This window comes from Sphaerotilus uruguayifluvii (assembly GCF_013294065.1).
GTDB classification, from domain to species: Bacteria; Pseudomonadota; Gammaproteobacteria; order Burkholderiales; family Burkholderiaceae_C; genus Sphaerotilus; species Sphaerotilus uruguayifluvii.
On record NZ_JABSNM010000010.1, the window covers coordinates 1 to 15,359 of the forward strand.

Below are 15,359 nucleotides of genomic sequence, written 5' to 3' on the forward strand. Positions count from 1 at the left end.
ATGCCGGGCGACAACGTGTCGATCGAAGTCAAGCTGATCGCCCCGATCGCCATGGAAGAAGGCCTGCGCTTCGCCATCCGTGAAGGCGGCCGCACCGTCGGCGCCGGCGTGGTTGCCAAGATCATCGCTTAATCTTGTGTGACGGGACGGCCGCGAGGCCGTCCTTTCCCTGACCGCGGCTGAACGCGCGGCGTCATGCCGCCAGCCGCATCGCTCTTTACGAAGGAAAAGTCATGCAGAAGCAAAAGATCCGCATCCGCCTGAAGGCATTCGATTACAAGCTGATCGACCAGTCGGCCCTGGAAATCGTCGACACCGCCAAGCGCACTGGCGCGATCGTCAAGGGCCCGGTGCCCCTGCCGACCCGCATGCAGCGTTTCGACATCCTGCGTTCGCCGCACGTCAACAAGACCTCGCGCGACCAGTTCGAGATCCGCACCCACCAGCGCCTGATGGACATCGTCGATCCGACCGACAAGACGGTCGACGCGCTGATGAAGCTCGACCTGCCCGCCGGCGTCGACGTCGAGATCAAGCTGCAGTGATCGGGCCGATCCCCGGATCGTCCGCGCCGCGGATGACCGGGTGATGACGAGCACGACCAGAAAGCGACCTCCGGGTCGCTTTTTTCATGCCTGATCGCCCTGCCCGCCGTCACCGTGGCCGACCGCCTCGACCAGCAGCGCGCGCAGCCAGCGCAGCGCCGGATCGGCATGCTGGCGCGGATGCCAGGCCGCGTGCAGCGTGAACAGCGGGGACGCGAACGGCAGTTCGAAGCGCTCCAGCGTCGCCGCATGACGCTCGGCCAGCCGGCTCGGCAGGGTCGCGACATGGTCGGTGGCGCGCACGATCTCCGGCAGCAGCGTGAAGTGCTGCACCGACAGCGCCACCTCGCGGCGCCGGCCCAGCCCGGCCAGATGCGCGTCGAGCAGGCCGCTGTGGCTGCCGCCGGTCGAACTGACGACCACATGCGTCAGCGCGCAGTAGGCATCGAGATCGAGCGCGCCGGTGCCGCGCGGATGGCCGTGCCGCTGCACCAGCACGAAGCGCTCGGTCAGCAGCCGGCGCGAGCGCATCGCCGGCGGCACGCGGTCGCCGATGCCGATCAGCAGGTCGACGTCGCCACGCTCGAGCTGCGCGATCGCCTCCGGCGCATCCGGCGCACGCAGCGCCAGGCGCACGCCAGGCCCGGCCTCGCGCGCCAGCGCCTCGATCAGCGGCAGGCCGACGATCACCGAGGCATTGTCGGTCTCGGCGACCTGGAAGACCCGCTCGTCATGGCGCGGATCGAACTCCGGACGCTGGCGAACCAGCCGCTCCAGCCCGCGCAGCACCTCGTCCAGCGGATCCGCCAGCGCCTGCGCCCGCGGCGTCGGCGTCATGCCGCGGCCGCCGGGCGCCGGCACCAGCAGCGGATCGTCGAAGAGTCGGCGCAGGCGCGCGAGCTGCGCCGACAGCGCCGGCTGCCCCACATGCAGCCGCTCTGCAGCGCGAGTGACGTTGCATTCGTCGAGCAGCACCGCCAGCGACACCAGCAGGTTCAGGTCGACGCCCTTCAGATCGATCACATCGATACCTCGTAGACGAACAAACGATTTCCACTATAGGTCAGCCCGGCCGAGACTTGCCGGGATCATGGATCGCTCTCGCCCCCTTTCCTGCCCGCGCCGGCTGCTGCCCACTCTCGGCGCCAGCTATTTCCTGTTCGGCACATCCTCTCTGGCTCTCATCGGCCTGCTCGACGCGATGGCCGCGGCCTGGCAGGTCACGCCGGCGCGCATCGCCGAGCTGGTCGCGGTGCATTCGCTGACCTTCGCGCTGGCCGCGCCGCTGCTGCAGATGCTGTGCGGCCACCGGCCGCGTCGCGAGCTGATCTGCGGCGGCCTGATGCTGCTCGGGCTCGGTGCGCTGGCCACCGTGCTGGCGCCGGACTGGAGCGCCGGCCTGGCGGCGAGGGTGCTGATGGCGCTGGGGGCCGCGGCGATCGGACCGGCCGCGTCCGCGGAAGGCGCCGCCCGGGTGGAGCCGCAGCGGCAGGCCCGCGCGCTGGCCACCGTCTTCGCCGGCATGACGCTGGCGATCGTGCTGGGCACGCCGCTGGCCGCCTGGCTGGGCCAGACGCTGTCCTGGCGCGCGATCTTCGTGCTGCTGGCGGTGGCCGCACCGCTGCTGGGCGGTCTGCTGTGGCGCTCGCTCGGCAGTGCCTCGTCGGGTCAGCGCATCACCCGCGAGGGCTTCGCGCGCACGCTCGAGCGCCCGGCGACCGCCTGGGCACTGCTGATGATGATGCTGCTGATGGCGGGGCAGTTCTGCGGCTACACGCTGCTGGTGCCGCTGATGACGCGACGCTTCGGCCTGGGTGAGGCCGACATGACCGGGGTGCTGATGCTGTTCGGCCTCGGGGGCGTGGTCGGCAACCTGCTGGCCGGCCGGCTGGGCAGCCGGCTCGGCCCGGTGCGGCTGATCGGGCTGTCGATCGCCGGGCTGGTGCTGGCCTTCGGCGGCCTGGCGCTGGCGCCGCGCCTGCCGGCGCTCGGTCTCGCGCTGATGCTGCTGTGGTCGGTCACCGGACTGCTGTTCGCCGCGCCACAGCAGCAGCGCCTGATCCAGCTCGCGCCGGCCTCGCTGCGCAGCCTGGCGCTGGCGGCCAACGCCTCGGCGATGTACCTGGGCATGTCGCTGGGCGCCTGGACCGGCGCGAGGCTCTGCGGCCTGGCCGGCGTCGAGGCGCTGATGCCCGCCTCGCTGCTGCTGACGCTGCTCGGCGCCCTGGCGCTGCAGCGCTCTCTGCAGGCTCAGCGCGACGAGGACTCCGCCGGCTGCACCCGCAGGCTCAACGCCGGTGCCGGCACCGCATCGGCCGCGCTGGGCGGCGCCACCACGCCGAAGGTCTGGGTCCAGTAATGCCCGTAGGGGCTGCCGGGCAGGCTCACATGGGCAATCCCGGTCCCCCGCCACTCCGGCCGCAGGATGTTGGCCCGGTGCGCCTCGCTGCGCATCCAGGCCTCCACCGCGGCAGCGGCCTCCGCATGCCCGGCCGTGATGTTCTCGGCGATGCGGGCCGGGCGAGGATAGCTGGCGTAGATGCGTTCCGACCAGGCGCCGCCGCCATTGCAGTCGTCATGCTGGAAGCAGCGCGACACCGCCATGTCCGACGAGTGCAGGCGCGCCGCCTGCTGCAGCCGCGGGTCGATCTCGACGGGCTGCAGCCCGTGGTCGGCGCGGATGCGGTTGATGCGCAGCAGGACCTCCTGCTCGAGCGAGCTGTCCGGCTGCGCTGCCGCCACGCTCCCCGTCGCCACCGTGCCGGCACGCGCCTCGCGCACAGGCGCCCAGCCGGCCACCAGAACCATGCCCATCACGCAGATCCATCGATCTGCCCAGCGCCTCGCCCGCATGACCACCCCACGACGATCGGATTGCCCTGTCGTCGTGCCGGCAGCGGCCGGCATCCGGCCCGCTGCACGGGCCTCCCCGCGACAGGTGGCGCGACCTTATCGGGGTACTTTCCGGTCACCGCTCCCGCATCCGCGGGGCTCCCCCTGCCAGGGGGTGAAGTTCATGCGAGCTCGGTCACGCCGGCGCGCGCCAGCAGGCCATCGCCCCATCGCGCCAGAACATCACCTCGCCGTAGTAGTAGAGCCAGACGCAGTTGCTGCAGCCGCGGCCGCAGCAGCTGATCGGTGCCTCCGGAGCATCCTCGAGCCGCTCCTGCACGCCATGGTCGGCGGCGCGGCGCCGCACTTCGGCGATCAGCGCCTCGGCCTCGACCTTCAGCGCCGGCTGCAGCGCAGCCAGCGCCGCATCGGCGAGATCACGGTAGTCGGGCGGCGTCATCACGGGCCAGATCATCGTCAGGTCCTCGCGTTCACGGCGCCCAGCGCAGCAGCGCCTCGTCGCGCCAGTAGCCCAGATCGCCGTAGTAGCCCTCCCAGACGCAGCCGATGCAGCCGTTGCCGCAGCAGTTGCCGGGCTCGGCCGGAGGATCGGACAGCGTGACGCCTTCGGCGCGGGCGCGCTCGCTGACGGCGCGCACCAGCGCACGCGCCTCGCCAGGTTCGGACGGATTCCAGGACTGCAGGACAGGATCGCTCAGCATGATGGGGCCGCGTTCTATCACAGACCCCGCGCGACTGGCCCCCGGGAAGGGTACTTTTCCGGAGCTCGACGGCAGGCACATCGGTTTCAATACATAAAGAGAGCGCTGCGCGACGCACAATTGCCATCCTTCCCCATCGCGCCTTCGACATGAGCACGCCCACCCCCGACACGCCTCCGGTCTTCCTGCAGACGATCCTGTTCACCGACAGCGACGGCCGGGCCCGCTTTCGCGAGGACCGCATCGCGCTCGACCAGGGCAAGCCGGCCGCACGGCTGTCCGCCCCTCTGCCGGCGCGCGAGCTGCAGCTGCGCCAGAGCCCGCCGGGCTTCCGCAGCGAGTTCCACTGCACCGGCGAGCCGCAATGGGTCTTCATCCTGAGCGGCCGCATGGAGATCGGCCTGCAGGACGGCAGCTCGCGCATCTTCTCGGCCGGAGAGCATTTCTACTCCGCCGACGTGCTGCCCGAGGGCGCCACCTTCGATCCGGCCGTGCATGGGCACTGGAGCCGCCAGGTCGGCGACGAGCCGCTGCGCACGCTGTTCGTGCGCGACTGATCCCCACGCCTTTCAGGACATCGCCGCCGCATGTCGCACCTTGTCGAGCACATGGCTCAGCTGGCCGGCCAGCGGGACCCCGCGGCGCTCGACAGCTGCTTCATCGACCTGTTCGCCGAGCTGCTGGGGCCGCGGCGGCTGCGGGTGCTGCGCAGCCATGCCGCCGAGCAGCGCAAGTGGTACGTGACCCGGCATCACGGCGTGTTCGACGACATCTCGCCGGACCTGCCGCCCAGCGCGCAGGACGAGCCGCTGCTGCAGCATTGCATCTCGCTCGGCCAGCCGCTTGCCCTGCCGGGCGAGCCGGTGCGCACGCTGGTGCCGCTGACCACCGACAGCGACGAGATCGCGGTCGTCGAGATCGTCACCGAGCAGCCGATCGGCACCGACCTGCTGCGCACCGTCAACGCGATCCAGCGCTTCAGCATGCACCTGCATGCGCTGCTCGACGAGAACGAACGGGACTCGCTGACGCGCCTGCTGAACCGCAAGTCCTTCGACGAGACCTTCGTGCGCGCCGCGCTGAACCTGGATCCGGCAGGCGCCCCCACCAGCGACGCCCAGGAGCGTCGTCGCCCGAACATCGAGGGCTCGCACTGGCTCGGCGTCATCGACATCGACCACTTCAAGCGGGTCAACGACGTGCACGGTCACCTGATCGGCGACGAGGTGCTGATCCTGGTGGCGCAGCTGATGAAGAACACCTTCCGCGCCAGCGACCGGCTCTACCGCTTCGGCGGAGAGGAGTTCGTCGTGCTGCTGCGCTGCAGCGACGCACTCGGGGCCGAGGCGGCCTTCGAGCGGTTCCGTCGCCATGTCGAGCAGACCGACTTCCCGCGCGTCGAGCACCTGACCGTCAGCATCGGCTTCACCGCGATCGACGCCGGCGACACGCCGGGCAGCGCCTTCGAGCGCGCCGACCAGGCCGTCTACCACGCCAAGGAGAACGGCCGCAACATGGCGGTCTCGCACGAGGCCCTGACGGCCTGCGGGCTGCTTCAGGCCAAGGATCAGGACGGCGGCGTCGAGTTCTTCTGAAGCATCGAACCGGGATTCCGATCCGGAAAAGGAAAAAGCCGGCGCAAGGCCGGCTTTTCTGATTTGGTTGCGGGGGCCGGATTTGAACCGACGACCTTTGGGTTATGAGCCCAACGAGCTACCAGACTGCTCCACCCCGCGACTGAAATCTTTTCAAGAAACCCGGAAAACCTTGTTTCCGTCTTCTCTCGTCATCAGGTTCTGGTGAATGCCCTGATCACGACTGAATCTGGTTGCGGGGGCCGGATTTGAACCGACGACCTTTGGGTTATGAGCCCAACGAGCTACCAGACTGCTCCACCCCGCGACTGAAGAATCAGATTCTATCCTTTTTCATGCCCCTGCGGCAAGAGATTTCGGGAGAAATCTCCTGGAAGGACATCAGCCGATCACTCGGCAGCCTGCTCGGCCGGAGCGGCAGCGGTCTCTTCGCCGCGGTCGACCAGTTCGACGAAAGCCATCGGAGCGTTGTCGCCGACGCGGAAGCCCATCTTCAGGATGCGGGTGTAGCCGCCCGGACGGGTCTGGAAGCGCGGGCCCAGCACGTTGAAGAGCTTGACGACGTTGTCGCGGTCGCGCAGGCGGTCGAAGGCCAGGCGCTTGTTGGCCAGGGTCGGCTCCTTGGCCAGCGTGATCAGCGGCTCGACGACGCGGCGCAGTTCCTTGGCCTTCGGCACGGTGGTCTTGATGGCCTCGTGCTGGATCAGCGAGTTGGCCATGTTGCGCAGCATCGCCTGGCGGTGGGCGGAGGTGCGGTTGAGCTTGCGCAGGCCGTTGCGGTGACGCATGGTGAAAGTCCTTTCGTTGGATTAATGCCGGTGGCCGGATCAGGTACCACCGGGGGACCGGGCGGCCGACAGGACGGCTCGCCCGAGATCAGGCCGGATCAGCGCTTGTCCAGGCCTTGCGGCGGCCAGTTCTCCAGGCGTGCGCCGAGGGTCAGACCACGGGAAGCCAGGACTTCCTTGATCTCGTTGAGCGACTTGCGACCCAGGTTCGGGGTCTTCAGCAGCTCGGTCTCGGTGCGCTGGATCAGGTCGCCGATGTAATAGATGTTCTCGGCCTTCAGGCAGTTGGCCGAACGCACGGTGAGCTCGAGCTCGTCGACCGGACGCAGCAGGATCGGGTCGAAGTGCTGGGCACGCGGCGCCGGCTCGACGATGCCGGCCAGATCGTTGCCTTCGAGCTGCGCGAACACCGCCAGCTGCTCGACGAGGATCTTGGCCGAGGCACGCACGGCCTCTTCCGGGGAGATCGCACCGTTGGTCTCGATCTCCATCACCAGCTTGTCCAGATCGGTGCGCTGCTCGACGCGGGCGCTCTCGACCGTGTAGCTGACGCGCTTGACCGGCGAGAACGAGGCGTCCAGCACGATGCGGCCGATCGACTTGGTCGGCTCGTCAGCGTAGCGGCGCATCGTGCCCGGCACGTAGCCGCGGCCCTTCTCGACCTTGATCTGCATGTCGAGCTTGCCACCCTGGGCCAGGTGAGCGATCACCAGATCCGGGTTGATGATCTCGACGTCATGCGGCGTCTGGATGTCGCGCGCGGTGACCGGGCCTTCGCCTTCCTTGCGCAGGACCAGCGTGACCTCGTCACGGTTGTGCAGACGGAACACCACGCCCTTCAGGTTGAGCATGATGTGGACCACGTCTTCCTGAACGCCATCCACCGTCGAGTACTCGTGCAGCACGCCGGCGATCGTCACTTCGGTGGGCGCATAGCCGACCATCGACGACAGCAGCACGCGGCGCAGCGCGTTGCCCAGGGTGTGACCATAGCCACGCTCGAACGGCTCCAGCGTCACCTTCGCGCGGTGACCGCCCAGCGGTTCGACGTTGATGGCCTTGGGCTTCAGCAGATTGGTTTGCATTCAAAGTTCCTGTCAATACCCTCGGCTCGTTACACCGATAAGGCTGATGGACCCACCGGGCATTGCAAGGCCTCCGTGCGCCCGGGACGCAGGGAGGCCCACGACGCGGAGGCTTCATTCCCCCGCGTCAGCTCGCACATCAGCGCGAGTACAGTTCGACGATCAGCGATTCGTTGATCTCGGCGCCGAATTCGTCGCGGTCCGGCGACTTCTTGAAGGTGCCTTCCATCTTCGTGACGTCGACGGCGACCCAGCCCGGCAGGCCGATCGATTCGGCCAGCTTCAGCGAGTCGGCGATGCGCAGCTGCTTCTTGGCCTTCTCGCGCACGGCGACGACGTCACCGGCCTTGACCATGAACGACGGGATGTTCACGACTTCGCCGTTCACCACGATCGACTTGTGCGACACCAGCTGGCGGGCTTCCGCGCGGGTCGAGCCGAAGCCCATGCGATAGACGACGTTGTCCAGGCGCGATTCCAGCAGCGACAGCAGCGTCGCGCCGGTGTTGCCCTTGCGGCGCTCGGCCTCGGCGAAGTAGCGGCGGAACTGCTTTTCCAGCACGCCGTACATGCGCTTGACCTTCTGCTTCTCGCGCAGCTGCAGACCGAAGTCGGAGGTGCGGCTGCCCGAAGTGCGGCCGTGCTGACCCGGCTTGGTGTCGAACTTGGCCTTGTCGCTGATCGAGCGGCGGGCGCTCTTCAGGAACAGGTCGGTGCCTTCGCGGCGGGAAAGTTTGGCCTTCGGGCCGAGGTAACGTGCCACGGACGGTGTCCTTGTGAGAATGTCTGACGCACGCGGATCGTGCGCGAGTCATGTGCGCCGGGCGCCATGACGGTGGTCTTCGAAGATGAGAGGAGCCGCGTCGGCGGCTCTTCAACGAGATTGCCGGCGAGCACGCGGTGGTGCTCGCCGGCGAACCTGAGATTATAGTGCAACGCGCCGCCGCAGCTGCAAGAGCCGCGTGCAGCGTCGTGCAGGCAACAGCCTCAGATGCGGCGACGCTTCTGCGGGCGGCAGCCGTTGTGCGGGACCGGCGTCACGTCGGAGATCGACGAGATGCGGATGCCCAGCGAGGCCAGCGCACGAACCGAGGACTCGCGACCCGGGCCCGGGCCCTTGATCTTGACGTCCAGGTTCTTGATGCCCTGTTCCTGGGCAGCACGACCGGCGACTTCGGCTGCGACCTGGGCTGCGAACGGGGTCGACTTGCGCGAACCCTTGAAGCCCTGGCCACCGCTCGACGCCCACGACAGGGCGTTGCCCTGGCGATCGGTGATCGTGATGATGGTGTTGTTGAACGAGGCGTGCACGTGAGCGATGCCGTCCGCGACGTTCTTGCGGACCTTCTTGCTCACGCGACGGGCAGCGTTGTTGACGGGTGCTTTTGCCATGACTCGAATCTCTCCAGCGCGACGACGAGGCGCTTACTTCTTCAGCGCAGCAGCGCCCTTCTTCGGACCCTTGCGGGTACGGGCGTTGGTGCGGGTGCGCTGACCGCGCATCGGCAGACCGCGGCGATGACGGAAGCCACGGTAGCAGCCCAGGTCCATCAGGCGCTTGATGTTGATCGAGATCTCGCGGCGCAGATCGCCCTCGATCGTCATGCGACCCACTTCTTCGCGGATCTTTTCAAGATCGCCGTCCGTCAGGTCCTTGACCTTCTTGTCGAACGGGATGCCGCAGGTCGTGCAGATCTTCTGCGCGGTCGTGCGACCGATGCCATAGATCGCGGTCAGACCGATCTCGGCGTGCTTGTGCGGCGGAATATTGATACCAGCAATACGTGCCATGTGCGTCCTCTAAACGGTTGCAGCGGTCGTTGAGCCGGGGCTCAGCCCTGGCGCTGCTTGTGGCGCGGATCGGTGCAGATCACGCGGACCACACCCTTGCGACGGATGATCTTGCAGTTGCGGCAGATCTTCTTGACGGATGCCGAGACTTTCATGGTCTTCTCCTTGATCGGCTTGCGCTTCTCTTCCGGACAGTGTTGGTTTGATCGCTCACTTCGCCCGGAAAACGATGCGAGCACGACTCAGGTCGTAGGGGGTCAGTTCAACGGTCACCTTGTCACCAGGCAAGATCCGGATGTAGTGCATGCGCATCTTCCCTGAGATGTGCCCGAGCACCACGTGTCCGTTTTCCAGCTTGACCCGGAAGGTGGCGTTGGGGAGGTTTTCGATGACCTCCCCCTGCATCTGAATAACGTCGTCTTTTGCCATCTCGGTCGGCTCGCTACGGTTACTCTGTCGTCAGTTCCTGTCTGTGTCAGCCCTTGAAGCTCGCCTTCTTGAGAAGAGCTTCGTATTGCTGAGACATCACGTACGACTGCACCTGCGCCCAGAAGTCCATCGTGACGACGACGATGATCAGCAGCGACGTTCCACCGAAATAGAACGGCACGTTGTACTTCAGGACCAGGAACTCCGGCAGCAGGCAGACCAGCGTGATGTACACCGCGCCCCCCAGCGTCAGACGCGCCAGGATCTTGTCGATGTACCGCGCGGTCTGGTCGCCCGGGCGGATGCCGGGGATGAACGCTCCGCTCTTCTTCAGGTTGTCGGCGGTCTCGCGGCTGTTGAACACGAGCGCCGTGTAGAAGAAGCAGAAGAAGACGATCATCGCCGCATAGAGCAGCACGTAGATCGGCTGACCCGGCGACAGTGCCGCCGAGATGTCCTTGAGCCAGCGCAGATTCTCGCTGGTGGCGAACCAGCCCACCACCGTCGCCGGCAGCAGGATGATCGACGAGGCGAAGATCGGCGGGATCACGCCCGCCATGTTGATCTTCAGCGGCAGGTGCGAGGACTGGCCACCATAGACCTTGTTGCCGACCTGGCGCTTGGCGTAGTTCACCAGGATCTTGCGCTGCGCCCGTTCGACGAAGACCACGGCATAGGTCACCGCGACCACGATCACCAGGATCAGCAGCGAGACGATGATGCTCATCGCGCCGGTGTTGACCAGGTTGACCAGGCCGCCGATGGCGCCAGGCAGGCCCGCGGCGATGCCGGAGAAGATCAGGATCGAGATGCCGTTGCCCAGACCCCGCTCGGTGATCTGCTCGCCGAGCCACATCAGGAACATCGTGCCGGCCGTCAGGCTGACCATCGCGGTGATCCGGAACATCGGACCCGGATCGATGACCAGGCCCGGCGATCCTTCCAGCGCCACCGCGATGCCCATCGACTGGAACAGGGCCAGACCGAGGGCGCCGTAGCGGGTGTACTGGGTGATCTTGCGACGACCCGCCTCGCCTTCCTTCTTCAGCGCCTCCAGCGACGGCACCACGTAGCCCATGAGCTGCATGATGATCGACGCCGAGATGTAGGGCATGATGCCCAGCGCGAAGACGGTGAAGCGCGACAGCGCACCGCCCGAGAACATGTTGAACAGGTTCAGGATCCCGCCCTGCTGGCCCTTGAACAGCTGCGCGAGCTGGTCAGGGTTGATGCCCGGGACGGGAATGTGGGCGCCGATGCGATAGACCACCAGTGCAAGCAGCAGGAAGGTCAGACGGCGACGCAGGTCGCCGAACTTTCCGCTCTTGGCCAGTTGTGTTGCGTTGGTTGCCACTTGGAACCTGCTGCTCGAGCCGAGATGTATCCGACGTCGTGACCGGTCAGGCCGCGATCGAGCCGCCAGCCGCCTCGATGGCCGCCTTGGCGCCGGCGGTCGCGCCGATGCCCTTCAGGACAACCTTCTTGGACAGCTCGCCCGACTTGACGACCTTGACGTTCAGCGCGCGCACGTTCACCAGACCGGCGTTCTTCAGGACGGCCAGGTCGATTTCCTCGACCGACAGGTCCTGCAGCTGGGCCAGCGTGACTTCGTCGTTGAACTTCAGCAGGTGCGACTTGAAGCCGCGCTTGGGCAGACGGCGCTGCAGCGGCATCTGGCCGCCTTCGAAGCCGACCTTGTGGTAGCCACCGGCACGCGACTTCTGACCCTTGTGACCACGACCGGCGGTCTTGCCCAGACCGGAACCGATGCCGCGACCGACGCGGCGCTTGGCGTGCTTCGCACCCTCGGCCGGCTTGATCGAATTGAGTTCCATGATTAGAGCACCTTCACCAGGTACGAAATCTTGTTGATCATGCCGCGCACCGCGGGGGTGTCTTCCAGCACGGATTCGCTGTTGAGCTTGCGCAGGCCCAGGCCACGCACCGTCGCACGGTGCGAAGCGCGGGTGCCGATCGGGCTCTTGACCAGCTTGACCTTGACGGTCTTCTTGTCGGTGTTCTCAGACATGATGTCCTTCCTTGCCGATCGACGCTTCAGTTGAAGATCTCTTCGATCGTCTTGCCACGCTTGGCGGCCACCTCGGAGGCGGTCGTCATGCGCGACAGGGCGTCGAAGGTCGCGCGAACCATGTTGTACGGGTTCGACGAGCCCAGGCTCTTCGCGACGACATCGGTGATGCCCATGACCTCGAAGACCGCGCGCATCGGGCCGCCGGCGATGATGCCGGTACCGGCCGGCGCGGGCGCCAGCAGGACCTTCGCCGCGCCGTGCTCGCCGGTCGCGTTGTGCGGGACCGTGCCGTTGCGCAGCGGGACCTTGACCATGTTGCGGCGGGCCGATTCCATCGCCTTCTGGACCGAGACCGGCACTTCGCGCGCCTTGCCCTTGCCCATGCCGACGCGACCGTCGCCATCGCCGACCACCGTCAGCGCAGCAAACGCCATGATCCGGCCGCCCTTGACCACCTTGGTCACGCGGTTCACCTGGATCATCTTCTCGCGCATGCCGTCGTCGCGACCTTCGTCCGCAACCTTCGGTTGAAACTTAGCCATTTCGTGTTCCTTCGTGTGCGAGCGGGGGCGTCAGAACTGCAGGCCGGCTTCGCGGGCGGCCTCGGCCAGCGCCTTGACGCGGCCGTGATAGGCGAAGCCAGCGCGATCGAACGCGACCTTCTCGATGCCGGCGGCCTTGGCCTTCTCGGCAATGCGCTTGCCGATCAGGGTGGCTGCGTCGACATTGCCACCCTTGCCGGCGGCGCCCAGCTGCTCGCGCACTTCCTTCTCGGCGGTCGAGGCGCTGGCGAGCACCTTCGAGCCATCCTCGGAGATGACGCTGGCGTAGATGTGCAGATTCGAGCGGAAGACGGTCAGACGAGCCACGCGCTGCAGGGCAATGCGGGCACGGGTCTGACGGGAGCGGCGCAGGCGCTGTTCTTTCTTGTTCAACATGGTGCGGCTCCTTACTTCTTCTTCGTCTCTTTCAGGGTGACCTTCTCATCCGAGTAGCGGATGCCCTTGCCCTTGTAGGGCTCGGGGGGACGGAAGGCACGCACTTCAGCGGCGAGCTGGCCGACGACCTGACGGTCCGCACCCTTGATCAGGATCTCGGTCGGCGTCGGGCACTCGACCTTGATGCCTTCCGGCATGTCCTTGACCACCGGATGCGAGAAACCGATCTGCAGGTTCAGCTTCTGGCCCTGGGCCTGGGCACGGAAGCCCACGCCGACCAGGTTCAGCTTGCGCTCGAAGCCCTTGCTGACGCCTTCGACCATGTTGTTCACCAGCGCACGGATGGTGCCCGACATGGCGTTGGCCTCGGCCGATTCATCGGCCGGAACGAAGGTCAGCTTGCCAGACTCGTTGCTCACCTTGACCAGGCGATGCACCGGACGCACCAGCGTGCCCTTGGCACCCTTGACGCTGATCTGGTCTTCGGTGACCGCCACATCCACGCCTTGCGGGATGGCGATCGGCATTTTTCCAACGCGGGACATTGTGTGTGTCTCCTGCGGTTAGGCGACGTAGCAGAGCACTTCGCCGCCGATGCCGGCAGCGCGCGCCTTGCGGTCGGTCATCACGCCCTTCGGCGTGGTGACGATGGCCACACCCAGACCGTTCTGGACCTGGGGAATGTCGTGACGGCCCTTGTAGATGCGCAGGCCCGGGCGGCTCACGCGCTCGATGCGCTCGATGACCGGACGACCAGCGTAGTACTTCAGCGAGATCTCGAGCTGCGACTTGCCGCTCTCGGTCTTCACCTGGAAGCCATCGATGTAACCCTCGTCCTTCAGGACCTGCGCGATCGCGGTCTTCAGCTTGGACGACGGCATCGCCACGCTGGCCTTCTCGACCATCTGCGCGTTGCGGATGCGGGTCAGCATGTCGGCGATGGGATCACTCATGCTCATGGAATAACTCCTGTTCGTGCCCTGGGGCCGGCTTACCAGCTCGCCTTGACGACACCGGGGATGTCGCCACGGAAGGCCAGTTCACGAATCTTGTTGCGCGCCAGACCGAACTTGCGGAAGGTGCCACGCGGACGACCGGTGATCTCGCAACGATTGCGCAGACGGGTCGGATTGGCATTGCGCGGCAGCTTCTGCAGCGCCAGACGGGCCAGATAGCGCTCGTCTTCCGACTTGCTCTGGTCGTCGATGATGGCCTTCAGCTCCGCGTACTTCTTGGCGTACTTGGCGACCAGCTTCTCGCGCTTCTCTTCGCGCTGGATGAGGGCAACTTTTGCCATGGTGAGCCTCGGCCTCAGTTCTTGAACGGGAAGCGGAAGGCAGCCAGCAGCGCCTTGCACTCGTCATCGGACTTCGCGGTCGTCGTGATGCTGATGTTCAGACCACGCAGAGCATCCACCTTGTCGTACTCGATTTCCGGGAAGATGATCTGTTCCTTGACGCCGATGTTGTAGTTGCCGCGACCGTCGAACGAACGGCCCGAGATACCACGGAAGTCGCGAACGCGCGGCAGCGCGATCGTGACGAAGCGGTCCAGGAATTCGTACATGCGCACGCCGCGCAGCGTCACCATGCAGCCGATGGGCACGTTCTCGCGGATCTTGAAACCGGCGATGGCCTTGCGGGACTTGGTGACGACCGGCTTCTGGCCGGCGATCTTGGTCAGGTCGCCGACGGCGTGATCCATGACCTTCTTGTCGGAGACCGCTTCCGAGACACCCATGTTCAGGGTGATCTTCGTCAGGCGCGGCACTTCCATGACCGACTCGTAGCCGAACTTGGCCATCAGGTCGGCGACGACCTTCTCGCGGTAGAAGGTCTGCAGACGAGCTTGTGCTTGAGCTTGTTGAGCCATTTGTCTCTACCCCGCCTCAGGCCTTGATCTCTTCGCCGCTGGACTTGAAGACGCGCACTTTCTTGCCGTCAGCCAGCAGCTTGATGCCCACGCGGTCGGCCTTGCCGGTCGCGGGGTTGAAGATCGCCACATTGGATTGGTGGATCGGCATGGTCTTGTCGACGATGCCACCGTTCGTGCCCTTCAGCGGGTTCGGGCGCACGTGCTTCTTGACGACGTTGATGCCGTCGACCACCAGGTGGTCGGCATCGACGCGCACAGAAACCGTACCGCGCTTGCCCTTGTCGCGACCGGTCAGCACGATGACCTCGTCGCCCTTGCGAATCTTGTTCATGGCCAGTCCTTCGCGATCGGCTTAGAGCACTTCGGGAGCGAGCGACACGATCTTCATGAAGCGCTCGGTACGCAGTTCACGCGTGACCGGGCCGAAGATGCGGGTGCCGATCGGCTCCAACTTGGCATTGAGCAGCACTGCTGCATTGCCATCGAACTTGACGAGCGAGCCGTCCTGACGACGCACGCCCTTGGCGGTGCGCACGACGACGGCGTTGTAGACCTCGCCCTTCTTGACGCGACCACGCGGCGCAGCTTCCTTGATGCTGACCTTGATCACGTCGCCGATGCCGGCGTAACGACGCTTCGAGCCGCCGAGCACCTTGATGCACATGACGGACTTCGCACCGGTGTTGTCCGCGACGTCGAGTCGCGATTGCATTTGGATCATGTGGAA

General features: G+C 66.1%; 27 protein-coding genes and 2 tRNA genes. 5 read left to right on the forward strand and 24 right to left on the reverse strand.

Annotated elements, in window-relative coordinates; translation table 11 throughout:
• Together HNQ01_RS12230 and rpsJ are read left to right on the forward strand one after the other, a co-directional pair.
• Nucleotides 1-132 (forward strand): EF-Tu C-terminal domain-related protein (locus HNQ01_RS12230; protein WP_473964405.1); only part of this gene is annotated, 132 nt, incomplete at its 5' end.
• 101 nt (nt 133-233) lie between these two features.
• Nucleotides 234-545, forward strand: coding sequence for a 30S ribosomal protein S10 (gene rpsJ / locus HNQ01_RS12235; protein ID WP_019561663.1), 312 nt, complete (start codon nt 234-236; stop codon nt 543-545).
• 84 nt (nt 546-629) lie between these two features.
• Here rpsJ and HNQ01_RS12240 read toward each other — a convergent pair whose 3' ends face one another.
• The gene (locus HNQ01_RS12240) at nt 630-1,568 is read right to left on the reverse strand and encodes a LysR family transcriptional regulator (RefSeq protein WP_353621694.1); all 939 of its coding nucleotides are present in this window, start codon (nt 1,566-1,568) and stop codon (nt 630-632) included.
• A 67-nt stretch (nt 1,569-1,635) separates the two neighbouring features.
• Here HNQ01_RS12240 and HNQ01_RS12245 point away from each other — a divergent pair, with 67 nt between their 5' ends.
• Complete coding sequence (locus tag HNQ01_RS12245) at nt 1,636-2,904, forward strand: MFS transporter (protein WP_173805719.1); 1,269 nt, start codon at nt 1,636-1,638, stop codon at nt 2,902-2,904.
• Here HNQ01_RS12245 and HNQ01_RS12250 read toward each other — a convergent pair.
• The 3 genes from HNQ01_RS12250 to HNQ01_RS12260 all read right to left on the reverse strand — a co-directional run bounded on the left by HNQ01_RS12250 (nt 2,796) and on the right by HNQ01_RS12260 (nt 4,099).
• A complete protein-coding gene (locus tag HNQ01_RS12250) occupies nt 2,796-3,359 on the reverse strand; it encodes a CAP domain-containing protein (protein ID WP_173805720.1) in 564 nt (187 codons plus the stop codon). The two genes, HNQ01_RS12245 and HNQ01_RS12250, sit on opposite strands and share 109 nt — an antisense overlap.
• 214 nt (nt 3,360-3,573) lie before the next feature.
• Complete coding sequence (locus HNQ01_RS12255; protein ID WP_286180748.1) at nt 3,574-3,852, reverse strand: oxidoreductase-like domain-containing protein; 279 nt, start codon at nt 3,850-3,852, stop codon at nt 3,574-3,576.
• Between the two features lie 16 nt (nt 3,853-3,868).
• On the reverse strand, nt 3,869-4,099 hold the full coding sequence (locus HNQ01_RS12260) for an oxidoreductase-like domain-containing protein (RefSeq protein ID WP_173805721.1): 231 nt from the start codon (nt 4,097-4,099) through the stop codon (nt 3,869-3,871).
• 149 nt (nt 4,100-4,248) lie between these two features.
• On the opposite strand from HNQ01_RS12260, the gene HNQ01_RS12265 reads away from it, so the two are divergent.
• A complete protein-coding gene (locus HNQ01_RS12265) occupies nt 4,249-4,656 on the forward strand; it encodes a cupin domain-containing protein (RefSeq protein ID WP_173805722.1) in 408 nt (135 codons plus the stop codon).
• Between the two features lie 30 nt (nt 4,657-4,686).
• Nucleotides 4,687-5,694, forward strand: coding sequence for a GGDEF domain-containing protein (locus HNQ01_RS12270; RefSeq protein WP_173805723.1), 1,008 nt, complete (start codon nt 4,687-4,689; stop codon nt 5,692-5,694).
• A 64-nt stretch (nt 5,695-5,758) separates the two neighbouring features.
• Here the strand turns inward: HNQ01_RS12270 and HNQ01_RS12275 are convergent.
• The 20 genes from HNQ01_RS12275 to rplN form a co-directional block, all read right to left on the reverse strand.
• Nucleotides 5,759-5,835 (reverse strand) — tRNA-Met (locus HNQ01_RS12275).
• An 89-nt stretch (nt 5,836-5,924) separates the two neighbouring features.
• A tRNA-Met gene (locus HNQ01_RS12280) sits at nt 5,925-6,001 on the reverse strand.
• An 82-nt stretch (nt 6,002-6,083) separates the two neighbouring features.
• Complete coding sequence (gene rplQ, locus HNQ01_RS12285; protein WP_173805724.1) at nt 6,084-6,482, reverse strand: 50S ribosomal protein L17; 399 nt, start codon at nt 6,480-6,482, stop codon at nt 6,084-6,086.
• Between the two features lie 98 nt (nt 6,483-6,580).
• A complete protein-coding gene (locus HNQ01_RS12290; protein ID WP_037485052.1) occupies nt 6,581-7,567 on the reverse strand; it encodes a DNA-directed RNA polymerase subunit alpha in 987 nt (328 codons plus the stop codon).
• A gap of 139 nt (nt 7,568-7,706) precedes the next feature.
• Complete coding sequence (rpsD, locus tag HNQ01_RS12295) at nt 7,707-8,330, reverse strand: 30S ribosomal protein S4 (protein WP_173805725.1); 624 nt, start codon at nt 8,328-8,330, stop codon at nt 7,707-7,709.
• 224 nt (nt 8,331-8,554) lie between these two features.
• On the reverse strand, nt 8,555-8,959 hold the full coding sequence (rpsK, locus tag HNQ01_RS12300) for a 30S ribosomal protein S11 (RefSeq protein WP_173805726.1): 405 nt from the start codon (nt 8,957-8,959) through the stop codon (nt 8,555-8,557).
• 33 nt (nt 8,960-8,992) lie between these two features.
• On the reverse strand, nt 8,993-9,358 hold the full coding sequence (gene rpsM, locus HNQ01_RS12305; protein WP_173805727.1) for a 30S ribosomal protein S13: 366 nt from the start codon (nt 9,356-9,358) through the stop codon (nt 8,993-8,995).
• Between the two features lie 41 nt (nt 9,359-9,399).
• The gene (rpmJ, locus tag HNQ01_RS12310) at nt 9,400-9,513 is read right to left on the reverse strand and encodes a 50S ribosomal protein L36 (RefSeq protein WP_012348927.1); all 114 of its coding nucleotides are present in this window, start codon (nt 9,511-9,513) and stop codon (nt 9,400-9,402) included.
• 55 nt (nt 9,514-9,568) lie between these two features.
• Nucleotides 9,569-9,787, reverse strand: coding sequence for a translation initiation factor IF-1 (gene infA / locus HNQ01_RS12315; protein WP_004521905.1), 219 nt, complete (start codon nt 9,785-9,787; stop codon nt 9,569-9,571).
• Between the two features lie 46 nt (nt 9,788-9,833).
• Nucleotides 9,834-11,141 carry a preprotein translocase subunit SecY gene (gene secY / locus HNQ01_RS12320; protein ID WP_173805728.1) on the reverse strand — a complete coding sequence of 436 codons (1,308 nt, stop codon included), beginning with the start codon at nt 11,139-11,141 and terminating at the stop codon, nt 9,834-9,836.
• A gap of 46 nt (nt 11,142-11,187) precedes the next feature.
• On the reverse strand, nt 11,188-11,622 hold the full coding sequence (rplO, locus tag HNQ01_RS12325; protein WP_173805729.1) for a 50S ribosomal protein L15: 435 nt from the start codon (nt 11,620-11,622) through the stop codon (nt 11,188-11,190).
• A gap of 2 nt (nt 11,623-11,624) precedes the next feature.
• A complete protein-coding gene (gene rpmD, locus HNQ01_RS12330; RefSeq protein ID WP_173805730.1) occupies nt 11,625-11,816 on the reverse strand; it encodes a 50S ribosomal protein L30 in 192 nt (63 codons plus the stop codon).
• A 26-nt stretch (nt 11,817-11,842) separates the two neighbouring features.
• Nucleotides 11,843-12,361: a 30S ribosomal protein S5 gene (gene rpsE / locus HNQ01_RS12335; protein WP_173805731.1), complete on the reverse strand. Its 519-nt coding sequence runs from the start codon at nt 12,359-12,361 to the stop codon at nt 11,843-11,845.
• A gap of 30 nt (nt 12,362-12,391) precedes the next feature.
• The gene (gene rplR, locus HNQ01_RS12340) at nt 12,392-12,757 is read right to left on the reverse strand and encodes a 50S ribosomal protein L18 (RefSeq protein WP_173805732.1); all 366 of its coding nucleotides are present in this window, start codon (nt 12,755-12,757) and stop codon (nt 12,392-12,394) included.
• Nucleotides 12,758-12,768: 11 nt separating this feature from the next.
• Nucleotides 12,769-13,302, reverse strand: a complete 534-nt coding sequence (rplF, locus tag HNQ01_RS12345) for a 50S ribosomal protein L6 (protein WP_173805733.1) — start codon at nt 13,300-13,302, stop codon at nt 12,769-12,771.
• A gap of 18 nt (nt 13,303-13,320) precedes the next feature.
• Nucleotides 13,321-13,716, reverse strand: a complete 396-nt coding sequence (gene rpsH / locus HNQ01_RS12350; RefSeq protein ID WP_173805734.1) for a 30S ribosomal protein S8 — start codon at nt 13,714-13,716, stop codon at nt 13,321-13,323.
• A 32-nt stretch (nt 13,717-13,748) separates the two neighbouring features.
• Complete coding sequence (gene rpsN, locus HNQ01_RS12355; RefSeq protein WP_173805735.1) at nt 13,749-14,054, reverse strand: 30S ribosomal protein S14; 306 nt, start codon at nt 14,052-14,054, stop codon at nt 13,749-13,751.
• Nucleotides 14,055-14,068: 14 nt separating this feature from the next.
• A complete protein-coding gene (gene rplE / locus HNQ01_RS12360) occupies nt 14,069-14,629 on the reverse strand; it encodes a 50S ribosomal protein L5 (protein WP_173805736.1) in 561 nt (186 codons plus the stop codon).
• A 16-nt stretch (nt 14,630-14,645) separates the two neighbouring features.
• The gene (rplX, locus tag HNQ01_RS12365) at nt 14,646-14,963 is read right to left on the reverse strand and encodes a 50S ribosomal protein L24 (protein ID WP_173805737.1); all 318 of its coding nucleotides are present in this window, start codon (nt 14,961-14,963) and stop codon (nt 14,646-14,648) included.
• A gap of 21 nt (nt 14,964-14,984) precedes the next feature.
• The gene (rplN, locus tag HNQ01_RS12370) at nt 14,985-15,353 is read right to left on the reverse strand and encodes a 50S ribosomal protein L14 (protein ID WP_173805738.1); all 369 of its coding nucleotides are present in this window, start codon (nt 15,351-15,353) and stop codon (nt 14,985-14,987) included.
• Between the last annotated feature and the right edge of the window lie 6 nt (nt 15,354-15,359).

Excerpts from the sequence above, each read along its gene's own strand:
- HNQ01_RS12270 (WP_173805723.1), top strand. The coding sequence starts at position 4,687 with ATGTCGCACCTTGTCGAGCACATGGCTCAGCTGGCCGGCCAGCGGGAC.
- HNQ01_RS12265 (WP_173805722.1), top strand. The coding sequence starts at position 4,249 with ATGAGCACGCCCACCCCCGACACGCCTCCGGTCTTCCTGCAGACGATC.
- rplE (WP_173805736.1), bottom strand. The coding sequence starts at position 14,629 with ATGGCTCAACAAGCTCAAGCACAAGCTCGTCTGCAGACCTTCTACCGC.
- HNQ01_RS12290 (WP_037485052.1), bottom strand. The coding sequence starts at position 7,567 with ATGCAAACCAATCTGCTGAAGCCCAAGGCCATCAACGTCGAACCGCTG.
- rpsM (WP_173805727.1), bottom strand. The coding sequence starts at position 9,358 with ATGGCACGTATTGCTGGTATCAATATTCCGCCGCACAAGCACGCCGAG.
- HNQ01_RS12260 (WP_173805721.1), bottom strand. The coding sequence starts at position 4,099 with ATGCTGAGCGATCCTGTCCTGCAGTCCTGGAATCCGTCCGAACCTGGC.
- rpmJ (WP_012348927.1), bottom strand. The coding sequence starts at position 9,513 with ATGAAAGTCTCGGCATCCGTCAAGAAGATCTGCCGCAACTGCAAGATC.
- infA (WP_004521905.1), bottom strand. The coding sequence starts at position 9,787 with ATGGCAAAAGACGACGTTATTCAGATGCAGGGGGAGGTCATCGAAAAC.
- HNQ01_RS12245 (WP_173805719.1), top strand. The coding sequence starts at position 1,636 with ATGGATCGCTCTCGCCCCCTTTCCTGCCCGCGCCGGCTGCTGCCCACT.
- rpsH (WP_173805734.1), bottom strand. The coding sequence starts at position 13,716 with ATGAGCATGAGTGATCCCATCGCCGACATGCTGACCCGCATCCGCAAC.
- rplO (WP_173805729.1), bottom strand. The coding sequence starts at position 11,622 with ATGGAACTCAATTCGATCAAGCCGGCCGAGGGTGCGAAGCACGCCAAG.
- rplQ (WP_173805724.1), bottom strand. The coding sequence starts at position 6,482 with ATGCGTCACCGCAACGGCCTGCGCAAGCTCAACCGCACCTCCGCCCAC.
- rpsK (WP_173805726.1), bottom strand. The coding sequence starts at position 8,959 with ATGGCAAAAGCACCCGTCAACAACGCTGCCCGTCGCGTGAGCAAGAAG.
- rpmD (WP_173805730.1), bottom strand. The coding sequence starts at position 11,816 with ATGTCTGAGAACACCGACAAGAAGACCGTCAAGGTCAAGCTGGTCAAG.
- rplR (WP_173805732.1), bottom strand. The coding sequence starts at position 12,757 with ATGTTGAACAAGAAAGAACAGCGCCTGCGCCGCTCCCGTCAGACCCGT.
- rplX (WP_173805737.1), bottom strand. The coding sequence starts at position 14,963 with ATGAACAAGATTCGCAAGGGCGACGAGGTCATCGTGCTGACCGGTCGC.
- rpsJ (WP_019561663.1), top strand. The coding sequence starts at position 234 with ATGCAGAAGCAAAAGATCCGCATCCGCCTGAAGGCATTCGATTACAAG.
- HNQ01_RS12255 (WP_286180748.1), bottom strand. The coding sequence starts at position 3,852 with ATGATCTGGCCCGTGATGACGCCGCCCGACTACCGTGATCTCGCCGAT.
- rplN (WP_173805738.1), bottom strand. The coding sequence starts at position 15,353 with ATGATCCAAATGCAATCGCGACTCGACGTCGCGGACAACACCGGTGCG.
- rplF (WP_173805733.1), bottom strand. The coding sequence starts at position 13,302 with ATGTCCCGCGTTGGAAAAATGCCGATCGCCATCCCGCAAGGCGTGGAT.
- HNQ01_RS12250 (WP_173805720.1), bottom strand. The coding sequence starts at position 3,359 with ATGGGCATGGTTCTGGTGGCCGGCTGGGCGCCTGTGCGCGAGGCGCGT.
- rpsE (WP_173805731.1), bottom strand. The coding sequence starts at position 12,361 with ATGGCTAAGTTTCAACCGAAGGTTGCGGACGAAGGTCGCGACGACGGC.
- rpsN (WP_173805735.1), bottom strand. The coding sequence starts at position 14,054 with ATGGCAAAAGTTGCCCTCATCCAGCGCGAAGAGAAGCGCGAGAAGCTG.